The organism is Hydrogenophaga sp., from assembly GCF_014773545.1.
Taxonomy (GTDB): Bacteria; Pseudomonadota; Gammaproteobacteria; order Burkholderiales; family Burkholderiaceae_C; genus Hydrogenophaga.
In genome coordinates, this window is record NZ_SDDV01000007.1 from 60660 (window position 1) to 85708 (window position 25049).

The window sequence follows — 25049 nt, forward strand, 5'->3', positions numbered from 1 at the left end:
GAGCGCTCAGGGCGCAGTCGTTGGCCGCAGGGCATGTTCCCATTCGGCTTTTTTTCTGCCGCGCGTTCGCGCGACAGCGCCAAGTGTAACACCCGCTCGGCGCGCCACCGGAAGGCGCAGCAGATCGGCCTGGAACTGCAGCAGCAGGTCGTTGACGCAGGCACCGCCGATTCCAACGAGTGCACGTTTTGCCTCAAGCGCCGCTGCTACCCGCTCAACACTTTGCGCTCATGGCCCCGGATAAGAACGGTTCTTGATTCTGAGCTTGCGCGTGCAGGCGCAGCGGAATCGGGTTTCGCTGCGGGCGTCAAGGCGATGCCGATTCAACGAAAAAGCCATTGAATCGCTACTATTCGTTTGGATTCAAAGGCTTGCGTCATTTCTGGCGGAGAGGGCGGGATTCGAACCCGCGGTGGGTATTAGCCCACACACGCTTTCCAGGCGTGCGACTTAAACCGCTCATCCACCTCTCCGAGGCAGTTTTGCATTCTAGCAGCCTTAATTCGCTTGCCTGAGCGTTCCTATCATCTTCATGGCTGAAGAGATCAAGGCCGAGACTTCGGTCATGTTGCCGGGCACGATCAGCGTCGTGTTGGCATCGGCCGCCACTTTGCCGTAGGCGTCCACCGCGCGCTCAGCCACCTTGAGTTGCACCGCCATTTCACCGCCGGGCTGGCGAATCGCACTGGCGATGCGCTCGATCGCCAGTGCGGTGGCGTTGGCTACTTCGGTAATGGCGGCGGCCTCGCCCTGGGCGTTGTTGATGGCGGCTTGCTTTTCACCTTCGGAGCGGGCGATGAAAGCCTCGCGTTCGCCGGTGGCGATGTTGATCTGCTCTTGGCGCCGTCCTTCCGAGGCGGCGATCAGGGCGCGTTTCTCGCGCTCGGCCGTGATCTGCTGTTGCATCGCGTGCAAAATTTCCTTCGGCGGTGTCAGATCCTTGATCTCGTAGCGCAGCACTTTGACGCCCCAGTTGAGCGCGGCTTCGTCGATCGCTTGCACCACCTGAGCGTTGATGATGTCGCGCTCCTCGAAGGTTTTGTCGAGTTCGAGTTTGCCTATCACCGAGCGCAGCGAGGTTTGCGCCAGTTGCGTCACAGCAATGATGTAGTTCGACGAGCCGTAGCTCGCTCGCATCGGGTCGGTGACCTGGAAGTACAAAATGCCGTCCACCTGCAACTGGGTGTTGTCGCGCGTGATGCAAACCTGGCTCGGCACGTCGAGCGGAATTTCCTTCAGGCTGTGCTTGTAGGCCACTTTGTCGATGAAGGGCATCAGGAAGTTCAGGCCGGGTGCCAACGTGGCGTGGAATTTTCCCAGGCGCTCGACCACCCAGGCGTTTTGCTGTGGCACGACTTTGATCGAGCGGGTGATGAAGATGACTGCAATGATCAGCAGCAGAATGGCAATTTCCATGGTGAACCCTTGTTGAGTGGATGCGGTTGACAGACTAAGCGACTGTGGTGTCAGGGGGATGTTGCGGGTCGTTTGGGGCTGGCACGCGCTGCACCAGCAAGCGGTTGCCCACCAGCTCAGCCACGCGGTACAGCCCCGGCGCGGGGGTCTCACCCGGGCGCAGCACGGCGGTCCACTGCGCGCCGCGGTACTTCACCTGGGCGCTGCCGTCGGTTTGCCAGGTCTCGATGTGCAGTTGCTCGCCCACGTCCAGGTGCATGCTGTGCTGGGCGCGCTCAGAAGTGCCTGCGGAGCGGCGATTTTTCACCAGGTACCAAGCCAACACCGCTGTCGATCCGACCGCGGCGGCGGCCACCAACTGGCCTACCATGCCGGCGCCGGCGTGAGCAGCCAGCGCTGCCGCCACCAGGCCCAGGGCCAACATCAGCAGGTAAAAAGTGCCGGTAAAGAGCTCCAGCGTCACCGCTAAGCCGGCCAGCAGCCACCAAATGGTCGAATCGGACATGCAAGGCCTTGTGAAAAAAAGAATCTTGGCACCCGCCGCCGCCGGGCACTGGTGCATGACACATTCTGCCCTTAAAGTGCGGCCGACATGCCTGAGCTGTGATTTACGTACACTTCGCGCCTGTTCGTCCACCACCGTATGCCCCTTGAGCGCTTGCTCGCCGCCCGGAGATCGTCATGAAATTTCGCTTTCCCATCGTCATCATAGACGAGGACTTTCGCTCGGAAAATACCTCGGGGCTGGGCATACGCGCGCTGGCACAGGCGATTGAATCCGAGGGGTTCGAGACCATGGGGGTGACCAGCTACGGCGACCTGTCGCAATTCGCCCAGCAGCAGTCGCGCGCCAGCGCTTTTATTTTGTCGATCGACGATGAAGAGTTCAGCTCCGGCCCCGATCTGGACCCGGTGGTCTTGAACTTGCGTCAATTCATTGGCGAGGTGCGGCGCAAGAATGCCGACGTGCCGATCTATATTTACGGCGAAACAAAGACCAGCCGTCACCTGCCGAACGACATTTTGCGCGAGCTGCACGGCTTTATTCACATGTTTGAGGACACGCCCGAGTTCGTTGCGCGCCACATCATCCGCGAAGCCAAGAGCTACCTCGAAGGCATACAGCCGCCGTTTTTCAAAGCCCTGCTCGACTACGCCGAGGACGGCTCGTACTCTTGGCACTGCCCCGGTCATTCTGGCGGCGTGGCGTTTCTGAAAAGTCCGGTGGGTCAGATGTTTCACCAGTTTTTTGGGGAAAACATGCTGCGCGCCGACGTCTGCAATTCGGTCGAAGAACTGGGGCAACTGTTGGACCACAACGGCGCCATCGGTGCCAGTGAGCGCAACGCGGCGCGCATTTTCAACGCCGATCACTGCTTTTTCGTCACCAACGGCACCAGCACCAGCAACAAAATGGTCTGGCACCACACGGTGGCGCCGGGCGATGTGGTGGTGGTGGATCGCAATTGCCACAAGTCGGTTTTGCACAGCATCATCATGACCGGGGCGATTCCGGTTTTCCTCAAGCCCACGCGCAACCACTACGGCATCATCGGCCCGATTCCGCAGAGCGAATTCACCATCGATTCGATTCAGGCCAAGATTCGCGCCAACCCCTTGCTGGCCGGCGTGGATGCGCAGAGCGTCAAGCCGCGCGTGCTGACGCTTACGCAGTCGACCTACGACGGCGTGCTCTACAACACCGAGGCCATCAAGCACATGCTGGACGGCTACGTGGCCAACCTGCATTTTGACGAGGCCTGGCTGCCGCACGCAGCTTTCCATCCGTTTTATGGCAGCTTTCACGCCATGGGCAAGAAGCGCGTGCGACCCAAGGAGTCGGTGGTGTATTCGACCCAGTCGATCCACAAGCTGCTGGCCGGCATCAGCCAGGCCAGCCACGTGCTGGTGCAGGACTCGCAACACATCAAGCTCGACCGCCACCTGTTCAACGAGGCCTATCTGATGCACACCAGCACCAGTCCGCAGTACAGCATCATCGCCAGTTGCGATGTGGCGGCGGCGATGATGGAGCCACCCGGGGGCACCGCGTTGGTGGAAGAAAGCATTCTGGAGGCGCTGGATTTTCGCCGCGCCATGCGCAAAGTAGACGCCGAATTCGGCGACGACGACTGGTGGTTTCAGGTCTGGGGACCGCAGGAACTGGCCGAAGAAGGCGTCGGCCGGGCCAGCGACTGGGTGCTCAACCACGAACAGGAGCAGACCAGCGGCGGTGCGGCGGCGGCCAAGCGTCACACCCAGCGCGACTGGCACGGTTTTGGCGACATGGCGCCGGGCTTCAATATGCTTGACCCGATCAAGGCCACCATTGTCACGCCGGGCCTGAATCTGGATGGTCGTTTCGAAGCCGAGGGCATTCCGGCCTCGATCGTTACCAAGTTTTTGGCCGAGCACGGTGTGGTGGTGGAGAAAACCGGTCTCTACAGCTTTTTCATCATGTTCACCATTGGCATTACCAAGGGCCGCTGGAACACCTTGCTGACCGCTTTGCAGCAGTTCAAGGACGACCACGCCAGAAACCAGCCGCTCTGGCGCATCCTGCCCGAGTTCTGCCAAAAGCACCCGCGCTACGAGCAAATGGGCCTGCGCGACCTGTGCCAGCACGTGCACGCGCTGTACGCCCGCTACGACATTGCGCGTCTGACGACCGAGATGTACCTGAGCGACCTGACCCCGGCCATGAAGCCAAGTGATGCATTTGCCTACATTGCGCAGCGCCGCACCGAGCGGGTGCCGATCGACGCGCTGGAAGGCCGCATCACCACCAGCCTGGTCACGCCATACCCGCCGGGCATTCCGCTGCTGATTCCGGGCGAGGTGTTCAACAAGAAAATCGTCGACTACCTCAAATTTTCGCGCGAATTCAACACGCAGTGCCCAGGTTTCGAGACCGACATCCACGGTCTGGTGGAGGTGTTTGCTGCCGACGGCGGCAAACAGTATTTCGCCGATTGCGTGCAAGTCGATTAACCTTGGCGGGTCGACCATGGGTGGCGGCGAACAAATTTTTTTCTAGGAGCGCTGATGTTTCCCGAGTACCGCGAACTGATTTCCAGCCTGAAAGGGCGCGACCATCACTTCACCCGCTTGTTCGACAAGCACAACGAGATCGACCAGATCATCAAGAACATGGAAGCGGGCATCGTCCCGGGCTCGCACACCGAAATCGATCAGCTCAAGAAAGAAAAGCTGCTTCTCAAAGACCAGATTTACGTGATCTTGCGCCAGCAAGCCACGGCCTGAGAGGCTAAGAGGCTAAGCCCCTCTACAGGCTCAGCCTGAACGGGGTGGTGTTGCGGGCTCGATGAAAACCGCTTCGGCTGTATTGCAGCGGCAGCGGGGTGCCCGCTTGCGCTTGCTGGGGTTGGTGCAGACCGGGTGACAGGTGCTGCCGCTCGTGACACACTGGGCGGATTCAAACCTGAACCAAACGAAGGAGCCTGCCCCATGTCAGCCGACCCGAAGATGCATTGGAATGTGGGCTACTGGTTGCTCGCGTTGCTGGCTCTGGTGTGGATTCAGTCTGCCTGGCAGGCTGCTCGCTTGGTGGATGTGGTGCCCTACAGTGAATTTCAGCAAGCGCTGGCGGATCGTCGCTTGTCCGAGGTCATCATCGGCGAGACCACCATCACCGGCAGGTTGAAAACGCCCGACGCCCAGGGCAATACCTTGATCGTGGCCAATCGGGTCGAGGTCGACCTGGCCGAGCGGCTGCTGCAACACCAGGTTCCCTTCACGCGCGTGGTGGAAAACACCTTGCTGCGCGATCTGCTGTCTTGGGTGGTACCGGCGCTGATTTTTCTGGGTTTGTGGTTTTTCCTGATTCGGCGTCTGTTGGAAAAACAGGGCGGTGGCATGGGCGGCTTCATGAACATTGGCAAGAGCCACGCCAAAATCTACGTCGAAAAAGATACCGGCGTGACCTTTGCCGATGTGGCCGGCGTCGACGAGGCCAAGGCCGAGCTGCAAGAGGTCGTGGCTTTTTTGAAAGACCCGAAAGATCGCGGTCGCCTGGGTGCGCGCCTGCCCAAGGGGGTGCTGCTGGTCGGGCCGCCCGGTACCGGCAAAACCTTGCTGGCCAAGGCGGTCGCGGGCGAGGCTGGGGTGCCGTACTTCAGCATCTCGGGCAGTGAATTTGTCGAAATGTTCGTCGGCGTGGGTGCGGCCCGGGTGCGCGACTTGTTCGAGCAGGCGCGCGCCAAGGCGCCGGCGATCATTTTCATCGACGAACTCGATGCGCTGGGTCGGGCGCGCGGCGCGGCCTCTCCGGTCGGCGGTCATGACGAGCGCGAGCAAACACTCAACCAGTTGCTGACCGAACTGGACGGTTTCGACGGCTCCTCTGGACTGGTTTTGCTGGCAGCAACCAACCGACCCGAAATTTTGGACGCCGCGCTGCTGCGTGCTGGCCGCTTCGATCGCCAGGTGCTGGTGGATCGGCCGGACAAGGCAGGCCGGGTGCAGATTCTGAAGGTGCATATCCGCAAGATCCGACTCGCTCCCCGCGTCGATCTGGAGCAGGTGGCCCAGCTCACCACCGGTTTTTCCGGCGCCGATCTGGCCAATTTGTGCAACGAAGCGGCGCTGGCGGCGACCCGGCGCAACGCACACGAGGTCGATCTGGTGGATTTCACCGTCGCGGTCGAGCGCATTGTCGCCGGGCTGGAAAAGAAGAACCGCGTGCTCAACCCGCGTGAGCGCGAAGTGGTGGCGTTTCACGAAATGGGCCACGCCCTGGTGGCGATGAGCCTGCCCGGCACCGACGTGGTACACAAAGTCTCCATCATTCCGCGCGGCATTGGCGCGCTGGGCTACACCATTCAGCGGCCGACCGAAGACCGATTTTTGATGACGGCGCAGGAGCTCGAGTACAAAATCATGGTGCTGCTGGGCGGGCGTGCGGCAGAAAAGTTGGTGTTTGGCCACTTGTCGACCGGCGCCTCGGACGATTTGGCCCGGGTGACCGACATCGCGCGCGACATGGCCACGCGCTACGGCATGGTGCAAGAGCTGGGCTACGTCACCTACGAGGCACAGCGCCAGCCGTTTCTCGATATGCCCGGCTTTGCGCCTGGTGGCTGGCGGCCCAGCCCAGACACCCAACAGCAGATCGACGCGGCGGTGAAAACCATTGTGATGGATGCGTTCGACCGCGCCACCGCCTTGCTAATGGGCAGGCGCGAACTGCTGGAGCGCTGCGCGCGCGAGCTGCTCAAGTACGAAACGCTGGATGAGGCGGCCTTGCGGGCGCTGATCACGCCTGCAATGGATGCCGAGCAGCAGCTTCAATAAGGTGACGAGCCTTGACCCCGGCACTGGCTCTACAGTTAGGGCTGCTTGGTTCCCCACCTGACCCGGTTGGCCGCTTCACCATGCGGGAAGGCCCGTCACCCGCGATTGTAAGGCCTGCCCAGGTACTGGGCAGCGAATCAGTCCTCGCTCAGGTCTTTGATCGGGGCGTCCGGGGCGTTTTTCTTCACCGAGGCGATACCGTTTTCCATGGCGGCGGTGGAGGAGTACATTTCGCTGCGCCCAATCGCCTGACCGTTCGATGCTTTCAGGCTGAAGTAGGGCTCGCCGGCGCTGGAAGTGGCGCGAACAAAGCGCTCGTCCTGGCTGGCGTTCGCCTTGCAGGACGCTATGCCTTGCAGCGCGCTGTCCTTGCTCTCGTACATCGGGCTGCTGAGGATGACCTGGCCGTTGCTGGCTTTCAGGTTGAACAGAAATTTTCCATTTTTGGAAACGCTGAGTTCGAATTTTCCGGCCATACGGCTTCTCCAGTGAAGTCAGTGAAGTCAGTGAATGGGTGCTGCACCCGAGCGCCGGGCTGCCAGGCGCTCGGGTGCCCGACAGTCTACCTGGGATGGGCGGCGCCGTAGAATCAGACCATGTCTTACCTCGTGCTCGCCAGAAAGTACCGCCCCCGAGATTTTTCCGCCATGGTGGGACAAGAGCATGTGGTGCGCGCGCTGTCGAACGCCTTGAGCAGCCAGCGGCTGCACCACGCTTATTTGTTCACCGGTACGCGCGGGGTAGGTAAAACCACGGTGGCGCGCATTCTGGCCAAGTCGCTCAACTGTCTGGGGCCCGACGGGCAGGGCGGCATCACGGCCACGCCGTGTGGCGTCTGCCAGGCCTGCGCCGACATCGACAGCGGTCGTTTCGTCGATTACACCGAACTCGACGCCGCCTCCAACCGGGGTGTGGACGAGGTGCAGGCGCTGCTGGAGCAGGCGGTTTACAAGCCGGTGCAGGGACGCTTCAAGGTGTTCATGATCGACGAGGTGCACATGCTGAGCGGCCACGCTTTCAATGCCATGTTGAAGACGCTGGAGGAGCCGCCCGAATACCTGAAATTCGTTCTTGCCACCACCGACCCGCAGAAGGTGCCGGTGACGGTGCTCTCGCGTTGCCTGCAGTTCAACCTGAGGCCGATGGCGCCCGAAACCGTGCAGGAGCACCTGCAGCAGGTCTTGCGCGCAGAAAATGTCACTGCCGAGGCCGCCGCGCTGCGCCTGCTGGCGCGCGCGGCGCGCGGCTCGATGCGCGATGCGCTGTCGCTGACCGATCAGGCGATTGCCTTTGGCGGCGGTCAAGTGCAAGAGGCCGCGGTGCGCCAGATGCTGGGTGTGGTCGATCGCTCTTATGTGCTGCGCCTGCTCGATGCGCTGGCACGTGCCGATGGCGCCGATCTGCTGCAAACCATAGACGCGCTGCGTCGCAACGGCCTGAGCGCCGCCAGCGCCCTGGAGGAGATGAGCGGCGTGTTGCAGCGCATGGCGGTGCTGCAGGCGCTGCCTGGTCACACCGGCGCAAGCGACACAGACGACCCCGATGCCGCCGAGACCCGGCGCCTGGCGCAGCACATGCCCGCCGATGAGACCCAGTTGCTCTACAGCCTGTGTCTGCACGGCCGCGCCGAGCTGGGATTGGCGCCCGACGAATACGCCGCCCTCACCATGGTCTTGCTGCGTCTGCTGGCGTTCAAGCCAGCACCCGTTGCGGCAGGCGGCGCGGCGGGCGCGACGGCTGAAAAAAAAACCCTGCATCCAGCCGCTGAGGCCGGTGCACGGCCGCATCCAAACGCCGTGCTGCCAACACCGGCGCAGCCGCTGCCGCCGACCACGGCCAGCCTATTGATCCGGCCCGGTGAAGTATCAACCGTTCGCCCTGAGCTTGTCGAAGGGCTTCCTTCGACAAGCTCAGGACAGTCGGAAATACAAGCTCAGCCCGAACGGAACTCAAGATTTCACCGGGCCGGTTCATTAACGCCCGCGCCCCCATCCCCAGCCTCAGTCTGGCCAGCCGCAGTTGAACCGACAGAGCCGTTGTCGGGGACGCAAGCGGCGCCGGCCGCGCCCGCCGCTGCGTGCGTCCACACGCCTGCGCCCGCCAGCGCGGTGGCGGGCGACGAGTCGACCGACGGCGATTTCTGGTTTGATACCGTAGGCCAGTTGCTGCACGCGCAAGCCATTGCAGCGCTGGTGCGCGAGCTGGGCTTGCAGTCGCAACTGCGCGCGCGTGGCGCCGACGAGTGGCGGCTGCGCGTCGAGCGTGAGTCGCTCATCCAGGGCACTAGCGGCGAGCGGCTGGCGCTTGCGCTGCAAACGCTGGGTTTTTCGGTGCGGCTCTCTTTTGAAGTGGGCCCGGTGAACGACTCGCCGGCGCTGCGCCAAGCGGCGCAGGCACAGCGCCAGCAGCGCCAGGCCGAAGCCCACATTCTGGCCGACCCGTTCGTGCAAGCCATGATGCGCGACTTTGGCGGCAAAATCGTCGCCGGCACGCTCTTGGCCAGCGCAGCCTGACAACCCATTCATCGACATCCATCCAGAAGGAAAACCATGTTCAACAAAGGACAACTCGCCGGCCTCATGAAGCAGGCCCAGGCCATGCAGGACAACCTGAAAAAAACGCAGGATGAGCTGGCTTTCGTCGAAGTCAGCGGCGAGTCGGGCGCCGGTCTGGTCAAGGTGCTGATGACCTGCAAGCACGACGTCAAGCGCGTCAGCATCGACCCCAGCTTGCTGGCCGAGGACAAAGACATGCTGGAAGACTTGGTGGCTGCCGCTTTCAACGCAGCGGTGCGCAAGGCCGAGGAAACCACCCAAGAACGCATGGGCAAATTAACCGCAGGCATGCCCAGCCTGCCTGGCGGCATGAAGTTTCCATTTTGAGTCGCTCGGGGTCGACCCAGGCATTTGCACCCGCCGACATGGCGCAGGCGCACGCACTCGAACGGCTGGTGCAAGCCTTGCGCTATCTGCCTGGGGTGGGCGTCAAATCGGCGCAGCGCATGGCCTTTCATCTGCTGCAGCACGAGCGCGAAGGCGCGGCACGGCTGGCGCAGGCCTTGCAGCAGGCGCTGGCCTCGATGCGGCACTGCGCCCTGTGTCACACCTTCACCGAGGCCGAAATCTGTCCCACCTGTCTGGACCCGCAGCGTGATCGCAGCCAGCTCTGCGTGGTCGAGACCCCCGCCGATCAGGCCACGCTCGAGCGCACCGGCGCCTACCGGGGGCGCTACTTCGTTTTGATGGGCAAGCTCAGCGCCCTAGACGGTGTCGGTCCGCGCGAAATTGGTCTGGCGCAACTGCTTGCGCGCGTAGACCATTTGGTCGACGCTGAACGCGAGGTGCGCGAGGTGATCCTGGCGACCAATTTCACCGCCGAGGGAGAAACCACCGCGCACCTGATCACGCAGGCGCTCAAGGCGCGCGGCGTGCAGGTCACACGGCTGGCGCGCGGCGTGCCCATCGGCAGCGAACTCGAGTACGTCGACCTGGGCACCATTGCCCACGCGCTGGTGGATCGGCGCTGAGCGGCCCCGTCCTCAGGGTGATCTGGCTGCCGGTGGCGAGCTGCGGCTGGCGCGCGCCTGGGGCGCCCGTTGCGCCCGCGGCACGGGTGTGGCGCGTGCTGGCAGCATCAAGGTGATGCGCTGGCCGGCCTGGAGGCGGGCGGTGGGTGCCAGCTTGTTCCAGCTTGCTACCTGGGCCACCGTGACGCCGTGGCGCCTGGCCAACTGGGCCAGCGTGTCGCCTGCGCGCACGCGCACCGAGCTGCGCCGCACCACCACTTCGGCTTGCAGGCTCAAATGGCCATTGTCGGCCACATGCGCCGTCACATCGCGGTTGTGCTGGCCGTGGCGCCGCACCAGCAGGCTCGAGCCGGCGCGCACCAGCATGCGCGGTGGAATCTGGTTCACACGGCGCAGTTCGGCTTCGCTCATGCCCACGCGCTCGGCCACCTGGGCCGCCGACAGGGTGCTGGGCACCACCCAGGCGGTCCAGCTCGCCAGTTGGCCGCCGTAGGTTTTCAGATTGGCTTGAAACACGGCAGCGTTGTCCCAGGGCAACAAGACCTGCGGTGTTGCGGCGGCCATCACCACCGGGTGCTTGAACGCCGGGTTGAGGGCGCGAAAGTCTTCCTCCTGGATGCCGGCCAGCCGCGCGATCACGGCCACGTCCATGTCGCGCTGGATCGGCACGGTGTCAAAAAACGGGTGGTTGCCCAGTTGCGGCAAGCGCGCACCAAAGGCTTGTGGGTTGGCAATCAGGTTGGCCACGGCCTGCAGCTTGGGCACGTACATGCGCGTCTCCATCGGCATGTTCAGGTAGGCGTAGCCGGTGGGCAGGCCAGCGCGCTGGTTGCGCGTGATGGCGCGACTGACGTTGCCCTGGCCCCAGTTGTAGGCCGCCAGCGCCAAGTGCCAGTCGCCAAAGCGCTTGTGCAACTGTTGCAGGTAGTCGAGCGCGGCGTTGGTCGAGGCCAGCACGTCGCGTCGGTCGTCGCGAAAAACGTTTTGCACCAGATCGAACGATTCACCGGTGTGCGGCATGAATTGCCACAGGCCGGCCGCGCGCACGCTGGAGACCGCTTGCGGGTTGAAAGAGCTTTCGACGTAGGGCAGCAAGGCCAGCTCCAGCGGCATATTGCGCCGCTCCAGCTCTTCGACGATGTGAAACAGGTATTTGCGCGCGCGCTCGGTCACGCGCTGCATGTGGTCGGGTCGGCTGGCGTACCAGCGTTCCCGGTCGCGCACCAGGTCGTTTTCGAGCTCGGGCATGGCAAAGCCGCGCCGGATGCGGTCCCACAAGTCGGTCGGTGCGCTCAGTGTCGCCACCGACAAGGCGCCCGCGTTGGTGCTGTGCACCACGGTCAGCGCGCTCAAGGGCGCAATCAGGCTGGGGCTGCGGTTGAACAGGGCGGCCAAGGGCTTGCTGGACGTGGCTGCCGAGCTTGTTACAGGTGCGTCGGCCAGGTTGGCGCTGACGCTGAGGGCGCCGAGGGGGGCGGGGCTGATCGTGGCGCAGCCGCCGAGCAGCAGCGTCAGGCTGGCGATCAGGCCGCCCAGCAGGCGCTGTCTCCGGTGTGCAACCGAGCGGGCCTGGCGCTGGCGGGCTGCTGGGGCGGTGGTCAGGGTGGTCAGGGTGGTCAGGGTGGTCATTTGAAAATGTTTTTCCAGTCGCGCAGCGCGGTAAACACAGCCAGCTCGTCGCGCAGGACGCAGCCCGTGTGCACCTGGACCGCTTGTTGAACGGCGGCTTGGCGGCTGCGCAAAAAAGGGTTGATGCGCTTTTCCAGTCCAATGGTACTGGGCAGCGTGGGCCGGTTTTGCTCGCGCAACTGCTCGCAGAGCGCGTTGTAGCGGAGCAAATCGTCGTTGCAGGGCTCGAGCGTCAGTGCAAATTTCAAATTGGCCAGCGTGTACTCGTGCGCGCAGCATACGCGAGTGGCATCGGGCAGTGCGCCCAGGCGGGTCAAGGAGTCCAGCATCTGCGCCGGCGTGCCTTCGAACAGCCGTCCGCAGCCGCCGGAAAACAAGGTGTCGCCGCAAAACAGCAGCGGCGCGCCGTCCACTTCAGGGCAGAAAAAAGCCAGGTGATCGGCCGTGTGGCCCGCTACCCCTAGCACCTGAAAAGACAGGCCCAACAGCTCGATCGGATCGCCCGGGCCGACGCGTTGCAGCGGCCCGGACACGGCCTCAAGGGCCGGGCCAAATACCCGTGCGCCGCTGGCTTGCTGCAACTGCGCGACGCCGGCGGTGTGGTCGGCGTGCTGGTGGGTGATGAAAATGGCCTCCAGCGCCAGACCCTGCTGCTGCAGCCAGTGCCAGACAGCGTCGGCCGTTCCCGGGTCCACCACCAGGGCGCGTTGCTGGTCGTGTAAAACCCAGATGTAGTTATCGCTGAAGGCCGGGATTGGGTGCAGGTGCATGGCGAGTCGGGGGTCTGCAGTGCCGCACGGCCAGCACGCCGGCTGATGCCGGGCGCAGCCCAAGCGGATGATCGGCCCGAAGTATCGCAGAGCAGCCCGGCCAGCGGTGTTGCAAAATCTGTCGCTGCCGACACCGCTGTGCTGCGGCCCCGTGGTTCGATGGCGCCGACTTTGGTTTTCCCCCAACCGTCTCAACTGGAGTTGCAACACTTTGAACACCACCGAGTGCGCCCCGCCTGCTGCGCTGTCCGACTGGTTGCAGACCGCGCCCGGGCGGTATTTGCTGGCCTGGGAGCAGGAGCAGTTTGACTTGGCGCTGGCCGACTTGTTTGGCTACAACGCCCTTCAGTTGGGCTTGCCCGAATTGGACGCTTTGCGCGCCAATCGCATGCCCCGGCGCTGGCTGGCCTTGTCGGAAGAGTGGGTGACGCCGCCGCCCTGCCTATGGGGTCTTGCGCCGCAGACTTGTGGCCGCGAAGACCGGCCTGCTGCGGCGCAGCGCTGTTTGCCCGCGCTGTGCCGGCTCGCGCTGGTGGCTGACGCCGCTGCGCTGCCGTTCCCGGCGGCGAGCCTGGACCTGGTGGTGCTGCCGCACACGCTGGAGTTCAGTGCCGATCCGCACCAGGTGCTGCGCGAGGTCGAGCGGGTGCTGGTGCCGGAGGGCCGGGTGGTCATTTCCGGTTTGAATCCGCTCAGTCTATGGGGTTTGCGTCAGTGGCGCGGTCGCGCCGACACCTGGATCGGACGGCGCTCGCCGGGTCCTTTCGAGCGTTGTTGGTCGCAAGCGGGTGAATCGATTCGGCCCGGGCGGCTGTGTGACTGGCTGCACCTGCTCAGCTTTGAAGTAGAGTCAGAGCGTTGCGGCTGTTTTCGCCCGCCAGTGCAGACCGACAAGTGGTTGCAACGCAGCGCCTGGATGGACCGCTCAGGTGCGCGCTGGTGGCCGTTCTGGGGCGCTGCCTACTTGGTGGTGGCGGTCAAGCGGGTGCGTGGCATGCGCCTGCTCGGGCCGGCTTGGAAGCCGCGTCGGGTTGCAGCCAGCACCGCCGTGCCGCTGACCCACCGCCACCTCGGCCGTGGCAGGACTCAATGAAGCTGCGCTGACGGCTTTTTTTTGGAGCTTTTCGATTGAATCACGTGGTGCTTTACACCGACGGCGCCTGCAAGGGAAACCCTGGCCCGGGCGGCTGGGGTGTTTTCCTTCAGTCCGGCACATATGAAAAGGAACTCTGGGGTGGCGAGCGCCAAACCACCAACAACCGCATGGAGTTGACGGCGGTGATCGAGGGCCTGCTCGCACTCAAACGCCCGTGTCGGGTGGCGGTCTATCTGGACAGCGAGTACGTTCGCAAAGGCATTACCGAATGGATTCATGGCTGGAAGGCCAAGGGTTGGAAGACCGCAGCGCGCCAGCCGGTGAAAAATGCCGACTTGTGGCAAAGGCTGGATGCGCTCACGCACGACGGCATTCATCAGGTCGAATGGCACTGGGTCAAGGGCCATGCGGGAGATCCGGGCAACGAGCGCGCCGACGCCCTGGCCAATCGTGGCGTGCCGGCTTGAGTCGCGCCGGGAGCTGGTTTTTTCATGACTTGTGACAAGCCGCTGCCGTTCGATTGCGGTTAGCATCGTGCAGCGAGAGCATATTCGCGTGGCTTGTGGTGTGTGGGGAGGGCGGCGGTTTTCATCGCGTGTGACCCATGCGATTTTGTTGGAGTTGCCACATGCGCCCCGTGTTTGACCCTTATTTGCTGACCCGCATCAGCGCCGAGGTGCTCGCGCTCAACCAGGCCCGTCCCGAGGAGCTGCTGCGCTGCCAGCAGCAGCGGCTGGCGCAGTTGCTGGCGGCCGCACGCGCGGGATCGGCGTTCTATCGTGAGCGACTCAGCGGCTTGCCGGATGACGCCAGTGCCCTGCCTCGCATCGCGGCCACAACGCGTTCCGAATTGAGCGCCCGTTTTTCTGACTGGGTGTGCGACCCGCGCCTGGAGTGGGAAGAATTACAGGCCTTTACTGCCGATGCGGCGCGAATCGGACAGCCTTACTTGGGTCAGTACGTGGTCTGGGAGAGTTCGGGCAGCAGCGGCGTACCCGGCATTTTTGTCCAGAATGCCCGTGCGATGGCGGTCTATGACGCGCTCGAAGCACTGCGGCGCAGCGACGATTCGGCCCTGCGCCGCTGGTTTGACCCGTGGTGTTTGAGCGAGCGCCTGGCTTTCGTAGGTGCCACCAGCGGTCACTTTGCCAGTTTCGTCACACTGCAGCGCTTGCGCGAGTTGCAGCCCTGGCTGGCGGGCGCATTGGAATCTTTTTCAATTCTGCAGCCGATCGAAGCCTTGGTGGCGCAACTCAACGCCTTTTCCCCCACGGTGCTGGTGACTTACCCGACCGCGGCGCTTGTGCTGGCCGAGCAGGCGGCCAAAGGGTGCTTGCGGGTTCAGCCGCGCGAGCTCTGGAGCGGCGGCGAAACCCTGGGCCTGGCGGTGCGCCGCTTGATCGAGCAGCACTTGCGCTGCCGCGTGCGCAACAACTACGGCGCATCGGAGTTTTTGGCCATGGGCTGGGAGTGTGCCGCCGGTCAGATGCATTTGAACGCCGATTGGGTGCTGCTCGAACCGGTGGACGAGCGGGGGCGGCCCGTGCCGGCAGGCCAGCCCTCGCATTCGGTGCTGCTGACCAATCTGGCCAACTGGGTGCAGCCCTTGATCCGCTGCGACTTGGGCGATCAGATCACGCTGCACGAGCAGCCCTGCGCCTGCGGCTCACCCTTGCCGGTGTTCGAGGTGCAAGGCCGGAGCGACGATATTTTGCGCGTTCGTGGTCACGGCGGCGTCGCGGTGGCCTTGCTGCCGCTGGCTTTGACCACCGTGCTGGAGGACGATGCCGGGGTGTTTGACTTTCAGTTGCGCCAGCAGAACCAGACCACGCTGGTGTTGCGCTTGCCGCAGACGGGTGCGTGGGCTCAGCACGCCTTGGAGCGGGGCCGGCAGGTGCTGCAAGGGTTTGCGCTGCGGCAAGGGGCGTTGCCGATCGATGTGCTGGGCGAACTCGGGCAAGCCATTCCCCTGGGGCGCAGCGGCAAGGTGACTCGCATCGTGGCCCAGTCATCGACCGTCGTGGTGGGGGCCAACGGCTTAGCCTGATTCCTGCGGGCGCCCGCATTTGCCCCAGGGCGCGCGCGCTCAGCCTCTCAGACCACGCCGTCGAACATCATGACATCGACCTCGTCGCCTGCGGCGACATCGCTTTGGTCGTGGTGCAGCACGATCAGGCCGTTGGCTTGCACCATGGAGTGCAACACGCCCGAACCCTGGTTGCCGGTCACGCGCACGCTCAGGCGAGCGTCGGCAGATTGACCGACGATGCCGCGCTGGTATTCGGTGCGGCCAGGCTTTTTGCGCAGCGGCTCCAGGCTGTGCGCCTTCAGCAGCACCGGTTCGACGGCGCTGCAGCCCATCAGACGCAGCAAGGCCGGGCGCACGAAAACCAGAAAAGTCACCATCACGGCGACCGGATTGCCGGGCAGGCCAAACACCAGGGTGCCCGCGCCGCCGTGGTCTGCCGCGCTGCTGATCCGGCCCACCGCCAGCGGTCGGCCCGGGCGCATGGCCACGCGCCAAAACGCCATGTCGCCGAGTTGGCGCAGCATAGACCGGGTGTGGTCGGCTTCACCCACGCTGACGCCGCCGCTGGTGATGACGGCGTCAGCACAGGCAGCGGCTTGGTGAAATGCCGCTTGCAGCAGCGTCGGTGAATCAGCCACCACGCCCAGGTCGATCACCTCCACGCCCAGCCGCTGGAGCAGACCACAGACGGTGTAGCGGTTGCTGTCGAACACAGCGCCTGCGCGCGGTGCCTGGCCCAGGCTGAGAATTTCGTCGCCGGTAGAGAAATAAGCCACCTTGACGCGACGGCGCACACTCACCGTACCCAAACCCAGGCTGGCGATCAGACCGAGCGCGGCCGGCCCCAGCAACTGGCCGCGGCGCAAGGCGGCTTGCCCGGCCAGCAGGTCTTCACCCAGCAGGCGGCGGTTGTCGCCCGCGCGCACCACGTCGGCCGGTATTTCGATCACATCGCCCCGGGCCTGTACGAATTCCAGCGGGACCACCGTATCCAGTGCACCCGGCATGACGGCACCGGTGGTGATCTTCAGGCATTCGCCTGCGGCCACGCGCCCACGCCAGACCTTGCCCGCCAGTGCGGTGCCACACAGGCGCAGCACCAGCGCTTGGCCCGCCCGCAGTTGGCTGCCATCGAAGGCAAAGCCGTCCATGGCCGAGTTGTCGTGCGGCGGCACGCTGATGGGCGAGACCAGGTCGTGCGCCAGCACGCGGCCCAGGGCGTCGCGCAGCGCGAGCGGCTCGCTTTGCGTCACCGGTTCGACCAGTTGCTCCAGGAAGCGGTTCACGTCGGCCACCCGCATGGCCTGTGGGTCGCAGCCTTGCAGTTCGGCGGCAATTTGTGCGGTGGTTTTCATCGGAATGGCGGGCCTGTGGGCGCTTGCTTGCTTGCTGCTGCGGCGGCGGCGTGCGGTCGTCTGGCGGCTCAGCTTCTCAGAGCCGCTCGAGCACGCTGAGCTCGGCCAGGGTGTTGGCGTTGCTGAAGGCGCGTGGATCGTCGCCGGCTTGGTCGAACCGCACCAGCACGGTGCGGTGCTGCCCGGTCCAGCGCTCGATCTTGCGTCCGCCGGCCTGGGTGAAGGCGACCAGACTCTCGAGCAGGTTCGAGCGCAGCAGACAAAACACCGGCTGCGCGCGCGTCTGCCCATCGGGTTCGGGTGCTGCTGCCATGGCGATCTCGGTTCGTTCGTCTGCAAAGGCCTGCGCCAACCGCAGCGTCAGATCGAGCGCAAACAGCGGCGTGTCGCACGGCACCGTCAGCAGCCAGGGGGTTTCGCAATGCTCGAGCCCGGTTTGAAAGCCGGCCAAGGGGCCGGCGTGCTCGCTCAAGCTGTCGGGCCAGACCGGCACCCCCATGGCTTCATAGGCGCCGAGGTTGCGGTTGGCGTTGATCATCAGCGCGCCGATCAGATCGCCGGCTTGCATGTGCAGCCGCAGCAAGGCGTGCAGGGCCAGCGGCGTGCCGCGATAATTTTGCAGCCCTTTGTCCAGGCCGCCCATGCGCAAGCCGCGCCCGCCGGCCAGCACGACGGCGGTGATTTCACGCGCAGCAATCATGACAATTTCCAGAAAATGGCCGCCGCCGACGGCGCGGTTCAGCCACCGATGTAACTCATTTCGATGCGCCGACCCGTGCTTGAGGTAGCGGGCGCGAGGCCGGCGCGCTGTTCAGAATAGCGCTCGCTGCGGCGCTGCCAGAGCGCTGCGATGGCGCTGGCGATCTGTGCGTCGCTGGCCTCAGTGCGCAGCAGGCGGCGCAGGTCGTGGCCCTGGCTGGCGAACAGGCACAGGTAGAGCTGGCCTTCGGTGGACAGGCGGGCGCGGTTGCAGTCGCGGCAAAAAGCCTGGGTCACGCTGCTGATGACGCCAATTTCACCGGCATCTGGGTCGTGCTGGCCGCTGGCGTCGGCGTAGCCCCAGCGCTCGGCGGTTTCCCCGGCTGCTGTCGCCTCCAGGGGCAGCAGCGGCAGTTCGTTCGCGATGCGCTGCACCAACTCGGCGCTGGGCAGCACCTGGTCCATGCGCCAGCCGTTGCTGCTGCCCACGTCCATGTATTCAATGAAGCGCAGCACGATGCCGCTGCCCTTGAAGTGGCGCGCCATCGGCAGGATTTCTTGCTCATTGGTGCCGCGCTTGACCACCATGTTGACCTTGATCGGCCCCAGACCGGCGGCCGCCGCCGCCTCGATGCCGCGCAACACCTCAGCGACCGGAAAGTCGACGTCGTTCATGGATCGAAACACCGCGTCATCGAGCCCGTCTAGACTGACGGTGACGCGTTTGAGCCCGGCTGCCTTGAGCGCGGCGGCTTTGCGCGCCAGCAGCGATCCGTTGGTGGTCAGGGTGATGTCTAGTGGCTGGCCCTGCGGGGTGCGCAGGGCTGCCAGTTGTTCGATCAGGGTTTCGATGTTTTTGCGCAGCAGCGGCTCGCCGCCGGTGAGCCGGATTTTTTGCACGCCGTGGGCGACGAACTGGCGCGTCAGGCGGGTGATTTCCTCGAAACTGAGCAGCGCGCTGTGCGGTAGGTAGCGGTGCTCGTGGTCGAAGATGTGCTTGGGCATGCAGTAGCTGCAACGAAAGTTGCAGCGGTCGGTGACGCTGATGCGCAGGTCGCGCAGCGGGCGCCCCAGCGTATCGGTCAGTACGCCCTCGGGCGCTCGCGCCAGCGGCGGCCCAGCCACTGCCGGCGCGGCGCGGCGCCGGTCCAGCAGGGGCATGACGCGTTCGGACATGCGCGCCATTATGCGGAATTCTTCAGCTCGGTAGCAGTACCGGTTCTGATTCCATCGCCTGCGCGATGGATTTGCCCAGCTCGACGCCCCACTGGTCAAACGGGTTGATGCGCCAGATCGCCGCCTGGCAGAACACCTTGTGCTCGTAGAGCGCAATCAGAGCACCCAGACAAGCCGGATCCAGCCGGTCGAGCCAGATGCTGTGGCTGGGAATATTGCCTTCGAAACTGCGCTCGGCCGCCATCGCCTGGGCCTGCGCTGGGGTCAAGCCGCTTTGTTCCAGCAGGGCCTGGGTGGTGCCGGGGCTGCGTCCTTCGGCCATGGCGCTGGCCTGGGCGCGCAGATTGCGGTTGATCAGGGCGTGGTGGCTGGGCGCCAGCGGTAGCGGCGTGTCCTCGCTCAGCACGCCAATGAAGTCCACCGGCACCGTGTGTTGTCCTTGGTGGATGAGCTGAAAGTAGGCGTGTTGGGCCTGAATGCCAAGATCGCCCCAGACGATCGGGCCGGTGCACAGCGCAACGGGCCTGCCGTCGCTGTGGCAGCGCTTGCCGTTGGACTCCATGTCCAGTTGCTGCACGAACGGCGTCCAGCGCAGCAAGCGGTAAGGGTAGGGGGCGAACAACTGCGTGGGCAGTTGCAGGAAATTGCGGTTCCAGATGCCGTGCAGGGCCAGCAGCACCGGCAGGTTGCGCGCCAGCGGCGCGTGGCAAAAATGCTCGTCGATGGCGCGGGCGCCGGCCAAAAAGTCGTGGAAATGGGCCGCTCCGATGGCCGCTGCCAGCGGCAGCCCGATGGCCGACCAGATCGAATAACGCCCGCCCACCCAGTCCCAGAGCAAGAAAGTGCGGTCGGCTCGGTAGCCGTGTTGCGCTGCCAGCGCCGGCTGGGCGGTCACGGCCACCAGGTGGTCGGCCAGTGCCTGCGCCGGGCAACCGTGATCGAGCAGCCAGCGCTGAGCGCTGGCGGCGTTGGTCAGCGTCTCCGGGGTGGTGAAGCTTTTGCTGGAAACCACAAACAGGGTGCGGCTGGCGTCGAGCCCGCGCAGCACGCTCCACAGTGCCCAGGCGTCGGGGTTGGAGACGTAGTGCACGCGCAGTCCGGGGTGCGCCAGGTGGGCCAGCGCCTCGGTTGCCATGCGTGGCCCCAAATCGGAGCCGCCGACGCCGAGGTTGACCACGTCGGTGATGGCAGCACCGCTGTGGCCGCGCACCGCCATCGCACGCAATTGTTCGGCAAAGTTGCACACGCGCTGCAATTCGCGCTGCACTTGGGCGCTGATGCTGGCCCCCCAGGGCCCCGGGCGCGTCGGGTCGCCGCGCAGCGCCACGTGCAGCGCGGCGCGGCCTTCGCTGCGGTTGACCGCTGCGCCGCTGAACCAGGCGTCGCGCTGCTGCGCCAGCTCGGACTGTTCGGCCAGCGCCAGCAAGGCCAAACTGACCGCCGGCGTGATCCGCTGCAAGCTCGCGTCCAGCGTGAGGCCGGCGACGCCGAAGCTCATGCGCTGGCGCCGTTCGGGGTCGGCGCGCAGCAACTCGCGCAAATGCGGCTGACCGTCGGCCGCCAGTTGGCTGAGTTGTCGCCAGGCGGGCAGGGCGGTGGGGAGGGTGAAGGACAAGGTGGTTGGCCCGGGTCGGACGGCGTGCTTTTGTCAAAGCATAACAAACCAGTGTTTAACGTGAAAGTCGGTCCGCGACTCACTTCGCTCCCCTCTCCCGCGTGCGGGAGAGGGGTTGGGGGTGAGGGAGAACGGGCATGACTTTCATTTTTTGGGGCGCCTTTCAAAGTCATGCCCGTTAGGGCACTTCTATAAATCCAAGAAACCTCCGTTCGGGCTGAGCCCTTCGACCAGCTCAGGACAGGCCAAGCTCAGGGCGAACGGGTAGTTATAGAAGCGCCCTTCAGTCTGGCGCGCCCAGCGCCAGCGCGCGTTGCCGGCTGGCTTGGAGCTCCATCGGGTCGTCGGCTTGCCGCGTCGGCCAGCCCTGCAGGTGGCGCTCGCACAGGTCGGTCAGCGCGCGCAGCCAGTCCGGGCTGTCGTTGAGGCAGTCGATGTAGTGGAATTGCTCGCCGCCGGCTTGTAGGAAAGTGGCACGTGCTTCCAGTTTGATTTCTTCCAGCGTTTCCAGGCAATCGCAGATGAAGCCGGGGCAGACCAGATCGACTTTTTTAACGCCGCGCTGCGCCAGCGCAACCAACGTCGGTTCGGTATAGGGTTGCAGCCACTCGGCGCGGCCAAAGCGGGACTGAAACGTGACTTGATAGCGATCGGGCGGCAGGCCGAGTTTTTCCGCCAGCAGCCGCGCCGTTTTCAGGCATTCGCAGTGGTAGGGGTCGCCCAGCTCCAGCGTGCGCCGGGGCACGCCGTGAAAGCTCATCAGCAGCAACTCGCCCGGGCCGTGCTGCAGCCAGTGCGCGCGCACCTTTTTTGCCAGCGCGGCGATGTAGCCCGGGTCGTCGTGGTAGCGGTTGATGAAGCGCAGCTCAGGCAGGTGCCTGATTTGCAGGCCCCAGCGCGCCACAGCGTCGAACACGCTGGCGCTGGTGCTGCCGCTGTATTGCGGGTAGGCCGGCACGATCAGCACGCGCGTGACGCCCTGTGCCTTGAGTTCATCGAGCACGCTGGCAATCGACGGCTGGCCGTAGCGCATGGCGTAGCGCACCTGCACTTGATGGCCGCGCTCGCCCAAATAGCCGTGCAGCAGTGTGGCCTGCGTCTGGCTCCAGACTTTCAGTGGCGAGCCCTGCGGGCCCCAGATGCGGGCGTATTTGGCGGCCGACTTGGCGGGCCGAAAGGGCAAGATGATGCCGTGCAGGATCGGCCACCAGAGCAGGCGCGGGATTTCGACCACGCGCGGGTCGCTCAAAAATTCGGCCAGGTAGCGCCGCAGCGCCGCGGCGCTGGGCGCCTCGGGTGTGCCCAGGTTGCACAGCAGAACGGCGCAGCGCGGCGCGCGGCCGTGCACGAAAGGGGGTTCGGGTTGGGTGGCCATGCGGTATTCTCGCCCAGACTCAAACTCCCGCTGGCACCCAGCGCTTGCACCCGTTTGCACCTGTTTGCACCCCATGAGCCTGACCATCTACGGCATAGCCGCTTCGCGCGCGGTGCGTCCCTTGTGGGCCGCCACCGAACTCGGATTGAATTTCCGCCACGTCAACCAGACTTACCAGGGCGGGGCCACGCGCAGCCCCGAGTTTCTGGCCCTGAACCCGAACGGCCAGATTCCGGTGCTGGTCGACGAGCGGCCGGCGCAGCAAGGCGGCGTGGTGCTGCTGTGGGAGAGCATGGCGTGTGCGCTCTACCTGGCGCGCCACCACGGCCAGCCCGACGGCTGCAGCATCACGCCGGCCACGGTGGGTGAGGACGCGCAGGCGTTGCGCTGGAGCTTCTGGGCCGTCACGCAAGCCGAGGCCGACGCCCTTTGCGTGCTGATGCACCGCATGGTGCTGGCGCCCGAGCAGCGCAGGCCCGAGTGGGCGCAGGCCGCCGAGCGCCGCCTGGCGCAGCCGTTGCGCGTGCTCGAACAGCAGTTGCAGCGCCAGCACGAGGCCGGTCAGCCCTACCTGGCAGCCGCACGCTTTACCGTGGCCGACTTGTGCGTCGCCAGCGTGCTCAACTGGGCGCGGCCGGCGCGAGAACTGATGGCGGCACACCCGCTCACGCTGGATTGGATTTTGCGCTGCATCGAGCGCCCGGCGCACCTGGCGGTCAAGGCCTTGGGGCGTTCGGCGCCGGCGTGAAAGGCGCGGCCGCCGCCGCGTCTTGGCAGGCCAGCGCGGCCGCCGCCAGCCCGCTGCGCACCGCGCCTTCGAGCGTGGCCGGGTAGGGGCCGGCCACGTAGTCACCGGCTGCCCACAGACCGGGGGCAATCGACGGCCCGGGCCGCTGCAAGCCGGGGGTGCAGGCAAAGCAGGCGCGTTTTTCCAGCACGGTCTGAATCGGCAGCAGGCGCGCCAAGCCCAATTGCCGCGCGCCCTGGCGCAGCACACGCGCTTGCAACTCGTCGCGCTCGCCCGCGCTGGCACTGACGACGAAGGCCAGCACGCCTTGAGCGGCGTGCTCGTGCGGGGCCAGTTGGCCGCGGTCGAACACGAACTGCGCCGGGGCCGTGTGGGCATCGGGATCGGCGCGCAAGGCCAGCATGGGCTGCGCCAGCCGCGCCTGCGGCGCCCAGGCGTAGACCGTGCCGATGGCGGTGTGCTGCAGCGCAGCGCAGGCATCGGCCCAGGTGCGCAAGGCCTGCGCCCAGGGCGCGTCGGCGTCGGCCTGCGCGGCGGCCTGTTGCAGCGCCACGGCGGCCGGGCGGGCGGCGCTGGCCCAGATCACGCGCTCGAAGTCTTGCTGCCAGCCAGCGCCGTGCAGCCGCCAGCCGCCGGCGTGCGCTTGCAGGCCGAGCACGCGCGTGCCCAGGCGCAGCCGCACCTGACTGCCATGGTGAGTCTGCAGCCAGTGCGCCGCCGCGGCGGGAAACAACTGGCTCAGGTCGGTGCGCGGCAGCAGCAGGCTGGAGGCGGCCCAGCCGCCAAAGCCCGGGCCCAGCAGGGTGTCGCGCAGCACACGCAAAAACACCTGGGCGCTGGCGTGGGCGGCGCCCAGGTTGAGTGCCGACACGCACAGCGGCTCGATCAGCTCGTCTTGCACCCGACGCGGCAGTTGGGCGCACAGCGCCGCCACGCTCAGCGAGGCCGGGCAGTCAAAGCCGGCGCGCTGCCAGCCGGCGCCGGCGCGCAGCAGCGCCAGCCGCTCGCGCCAGGTCCAGCCGCGCGCGCTGGCGATGGCGGCCAGCGCGCCCGCTGCCGCACCCCAGCGCGCCGCCCAGGCCGGGGTTTGCAGCCCGCTGCCGTCCGGGTAGGGCAGCGCCAGCGGCAGCCCGAGCAGCGCAGCAGCCGGCGCCACGCCCACGCGCTGCAGCAGCGCCAGCGTTTCGGTGTAGGCGCCAAGCAAAATGTGTTGTCCGTTGTCCAGCGTCAGCGTCAGGCCGTCGGGGCGCTGCGCGCTCAGCGCCCGCGCGCGCCCGCCCAGGTGGCGGCTGGACTCAAACAGCGTCAGCTCGGCGCCGCTGCGCGCGGCCGCCACGGCAGCCGCCAGGCCGGCCCAGCCGGCGCCGACGATCGCCAGTTTGCCGCTCACAAGCGGCCCAGGGCCTGCACCTTCCAGGCCAGCCAGAACTTGCGCAGCGGCGTCAGGCCGACGCGCCGACTCAGCACCAGCAGCGGATCGCAGGCAATTTCCTGCAGCAAGGTGCGGTAGATGCTGGCCATCATCAGGCCCGGTTTCTGGGCCCGGCGGTCGGCCGGCGGCAGCAAGCTCAGGGCTTGCTGGTACGTGTCGAGCGCGCGCTGACATTGAAACTGCATCAGCGCGCCAAAGCGGCGCTGAAAATCGGCCGCGTCCGCGCCGCTGGCGCTGCCGCGCGCAAGCAGTTCGTGCGTGCGCACGTCAAAACCTTGCAATTCGCTCAGCGGCAGGTAAATGCGTCCGCGCGTGGCGTCCTCGCCGACGTCGCGAATGATGTTGGTGAGCTGAAAGGCCAGCCCGAGCCGGTGCGCGTAGGCCGTGGTCTGTGCCTGCGTCTGGCCGAAAATGCGCGCCGCCACCTCGCCCACCACGCCGGCCACCAACTGGCAGTAGCGCTGCAGTTGGGCAAAGTCCAGGTAGCGGTTTTGCTCCAGGTCCATCTGGCAGCCGTCTATCACGGCCAGCAGGTGGCGGGCCTCGATGCCGTAGGTGCCGCAGTGCGGCAGCAGCGCGCGCAGCGCCGGGTGCTGCGGCGCGCCGGCAAAGGCCTGCGCTACCTCGCGCCGCCACCAGGCCAGCCGGGTCTGCGCCAGCGCCGGGTCGCCGACTTCGTCGACCACGTCGTCGACCTCGCGGCAAAAGGCATAAAAGGCCGTGATCGCCGCGCGCCGATCGGCGGGCAGAAAGAGAAAGGCGTAGTAAAAGCTGCTGCCCGAGGCGGCGGCTTTTTGCTGGGCGTAGTCTTGCGCTGTCATGGGGTCGGGTGGCCCAAGTGTAAACAGGCGCGCGCCGGCGCTGGTGCCG

At 65.5% G+C, this 25049-nt stretch carries 23 protein-coding genes, 1 tRNA gene and 1 other RNA gene; 11 read left to right on the forward strand and 14 right to left on the reverse strand.

All coding sequences use genetic code 11. From position 1 onward, the window contains the following. Nucleotides 1-33 precede the first annotated feature (33 nt). The gene (locus tag EST26_RS10470) at nt 34-342 is read left to right on the forward strand and encodes a hypothetical protein (RefSeq protein ID WP_366474507.1); all 309 of its coding nucleotides are present in this window, start codon (nt 34-36) and stop codon (nt 340-342) included. 41 nt (nt 343-383) lie between these two features. Here EST26_RS10470 and EST26_RS06965 read toward each other — a convergent pair. The 3 genes from EST26_RS06965 to EST26_RS06975 all read right to left on the reverse strand — a co-directional run bounded on the left by EST26_RS06965 (nt 384) and on the right by EST26_RS06975 (nt 1921). Then, nucleotides 384-473, reverse strand: a tRNA-Ser gene (locus EST26_RS06965). A gap of 25 nt (nt 474-498) precedes the next feature. After that, nucleotides 499-1416: a stomatin-like protein gene (locus EST26_RS06970; RefSeq protein WP_291066503.1), complete on the reverse strand. Its 918-nt coding sequence runs from the start codon at nt 1414-1416 to the stop codon at nt 499-501. 34 nt (nt 1417-1450) lie between these two features. Then, nucleotides 1451-1921, reverse strand: coding sequence for an NfeD family protein (locus tag EST26_RS06975; protein WP_291066504.1), 471 nt, complete (start codon nt 1919-1921; stop codon nt 1451-1453). A gap of 176 nt (nt 1922-2097) precedes the next feature. Between EST26_RS06975 and EST26_RS06980 the strand changes: the two genes are divergently transcribed. From EST26_RS06980 to ftsH, 3 genes are all read left to right on the forward strand, one after another. Further along, nucleotides 2098-4407 carry an arginine/lysine/ornithine decarboxylase gene (locus EST26_RS06980; protein ID WP_291066506.1) on the forward strand — a complete coding sequence of 770 codons (2310 nt, stop codon included), beginning with the start codon at nt 2098-2100 and terminating at the stop codon, nt 4405-4407. 54 nt (nt 4408-4461) lie between these two features. After that, on the forward strand, nt 4462-4680 hold the full coding sequence (locus tag EST26_RS06985) for a YdcH family protein (RefSeq protein ID WP_291066507.1): 219 nt from the start codon (nt 4462-4464) through the stop codon (nt 4678-4680). Between the two features lie 204 nt (nt 4681-4884). Next, nucleotides 4885-6729, forward strand: a complete 1845-nt coding sequence (gene ftsH / locus EST26_RS06990) for an ATP-dependent zinc metalloprotease FtsH (RefSeq protein ID WP_291066508.1) — start codon at nt 4885-4887, stop codon at nt 6727-6729. On the opposite strand, the gene ffs is transcribed toward ftsH, so the two are convergent. Together ffs and EST26_RS07000 are read right to left on the reverse strand one after the other, a co-directional pair. Beyond that, nucleotides 6730-6826: signal recognition particle sRNA small type (ffs, locus tag EST26_RS06995), an RNA gene on the reverse strand. It abuts the gene before it with no gap. 40 nt (nt 6827-6866) lie between these two features. Beyond that, a complete protein-coding gene (locus EST26_RS07000; RefSeq protein WP_291066509.1) occupies nt 6867-7205 on the reverse strand; it encodes a YegP family protein in 339 nt (112 codons plus the stop codon). A gap of 120 nt (nt 7206-7325) precedes the next feature. Here EST26_RS07000 and dnaX point away from each other — a divergent pair, with 120 nt between their 5' ends. Genes dnaX through recR form a run of 3 tightly spaced genes read left to right on the forward strand, consistent with a single transcriptional unit; the run spans nt 7326 to nt 10255 of the window. Continuing rightward, nucleotides 7326-9242, forward strand: a complete 1917-nt coding sequence (gene dnaX / locus EST26_RS07005; RefSeq protein ID WP_291066511.1) for a DNA polymerase III subunit gamma/tau — start codon at nt 7326-7328, stop codon at nt 9240-9242. 36 nt (nt 9243-9278) lie between these two features. After that, complete coding sequence (locus EST26_RS07010; RefSeq protein ID WP_291066513.1) at nt 9279-9611, forward strand: YbaB/EbfC family nucleoid-associated protein; 333 nt, start codon at nt 9279-9281, stop codon at nt 9609-9611. Nucleotides 9612-9649: 38 nt separating this feature from the next. Continuing rightward, the gene (recR, locus tag EST26_RS07015; RefSeq protein WP_291066586.1) at nt 9650-10255 is read left to right on the forward strand and encodes a recombination mediator RecR; all 606 of its coding nucleotides are present in this window, start codon (nt 9650-9652) and stop codon (nt 10253-10255) included. A 12-nt stretch (nt 10256-10267) separates the two neighbouring features. Here the strand turns inward: recR and EST26_RS07020 are convergent, their stop codons facing one another. Together EST26_RS07020 and gloB are read right to left on the reverse strand one after the other, a co-directional pair. Next, nucleotides 10268-11884 (reverse strand): transglycosylase SLT domain-containing protein, encoded by a 1617-nt coding sequence (locus EST26_RS07020; RefSeq protein ID WP_291066515.1) that lies wholly within the window; start codon nt 11882-11884, stop codon nt 10268-10270. After that, a complete protein-coding gene (gloB, locus tag EST26_RS07025; RefSeq protein ID WP_291066517.1) occupies nt 11881-12654 on the reverse strand; it encodes a hydroxyacylglutathione hydrolase in 774 nt (257 codons plus the stop codon). Before gloB ends, EST26_RS07020 begins: the two co-directional genes overlap by 4 nt. Nucleotides 12655-12865: 211 nt before the next feature. On the opposite strand from gloB, the gene EST26_RS07030 reads away from it, so the two are divergent. The 3 genes from EST26_RS07030 to EST26_RS07040 all read left to right on the forward strand — a co-directional run bounded on the left by EST26_RS07030 (nt 12866) and on the right by EST26_RS07040 (nt 15797). After that, nucleotides 12866-13747: a methyltransferase domain-containing protein gene (locus EST26_RS07030; RefSeq protein WP_291066519.1), complete on the forward strand. Its 882-nt coding sequence runs from the start codon at nt 12866-12868 to the stop codon at nt 13745-13747. A gap of 35 nt (nt 13748-13782) precedes the next feature. After that, nucleotides 13783-14217: a ribonuclease HI gene (rnhA, locus tag EST26_RS07035; RefSeq protein WP_291066520.1), complete on the forward strand. Its 435-nt coding sequence runs from the start codon at nt 13783-13785 to the stop codon at nt 14215-14217. A 161-nt stretch (nt 14218-14378) separates the two neighbouring features. Further along, complete coding sequence (locus tag EST26_RS07040) at nt 14379-15797, forward strand: phenylacetate--CoA ligase family protein (protein ID WP_291066521.1); 1419 nt, start codon at nt 14379-14381, stop codon at nt 15795-15797. A 47-nt stretch (nt 15798-15844) separates the two neighbouring features. Here EST26_RS07040 and glp read toward each other — a convergent pair whose 3' ends face one another. The 5 genes from glp to hemH form a co-directional block, all read right to left on the reverse strand. Further along, complete coding sequence (glp, locus tag EST26_RS07045; protein WP_291066523.1) at nt 15845-17134, reverse strand: gephyrin-like molybdotransferase Glp; 1290 nt, start codon at nt 17132-17134, stop codon at nt 15845-15847. A 76-nt stretch (nt 17135-17210) separates the two neighbouring features. Further along, nucleotides 17211-17834, reverse strand: a complete 624-nt coding sequence (mobA, locus tag EST26_RS07050; protein ID WP_291066524.1) for a molybdenum cofactor guanylyltransferase MobA — start codon at nt 17832-17834, stop codon at nt 17211-17213. A 38-nt stretch (nt 17835-17872) separates the two neighbouring features. Beyond that, a complete protein-coding gene (gene moaA, locus EST26_RS07055; protein WP_291066526.1) occupies nt 17873-19009 on the reverse strand; it encodes a GTP 3',8-cyclase MoaA in 1137 nt (378 codons plus the stop codon). 22 nt (nt 19010-19031) lie between these two features. Next, complete coding sequence (gene pgi / locus EST26_RS07060; RefSeq protein WP_291066528.1) at nt 19032-20624, reverse strand: glucose-6-phosphate isomerase; 1593 nt, start codon at nt 20622-20624, stop codon at nt 19032-19034. 283 nt (nt 20625-20907) lie between these two features. Further along, nucleotides 20908-21999, reverse strand: a complete 1092-nt coding sequence (hemH, locus tag EST26_RS07065; RefSeq protein WP_291066530.1) for a ferrochelatase — start codon at nt 21997-21999, stop codon at nt 20908-20910. Between the two features lie 73 nt (nt 22000-22072). Here hemH and EST26_RS07070 point away from each other — a divergent pair, with 73 nt between their 5' ends. Then, the gene (locus tag EST26_RS07070; protein ID WP_291066532.1) at nt 22073-22747 is read left to right on the forward strand and encodes a glutathione S-transferase family protein; all 675 of its coding nucleotides are present in this window, start codon (nt 22073-22075) and stop codon (nt 22745-22747) included. On the opposite strand, the gene hpnE is transcribed toward EST26_RS07070, so the two are convergent. Continuing rightward, nucleotides 22716-24137, reverse strand: coding sequence for a hydroxysqualene dehydroxylase HpnE (hpnE, locus tag EST26_RS07075; protein WP_291066533.1), 1422 nt, complete (start codon nt 24135-24137; stop codon nt 22716-22718). The genes EST26_RS07070 and hpnE overlap by 32 nt on opposite strands. Then, nucleotides 24134-25000: a presqualene diphosphate synthase HpnD gene (gene hpnD, locus EST26_RS07080; RefSeq protein WP_291066535.1), complete on the reverse strand. Its 867-nt coding sequence runs from the start codon at nt 24998-25000 to the stop codon at nt 24134-24136. The genes hpnE and hpnD overlap by 4 nt, the downstream gene beginning before the upstream one ends. Nucleotides 25001-25049: the final 49 nt, after the last annotated feature.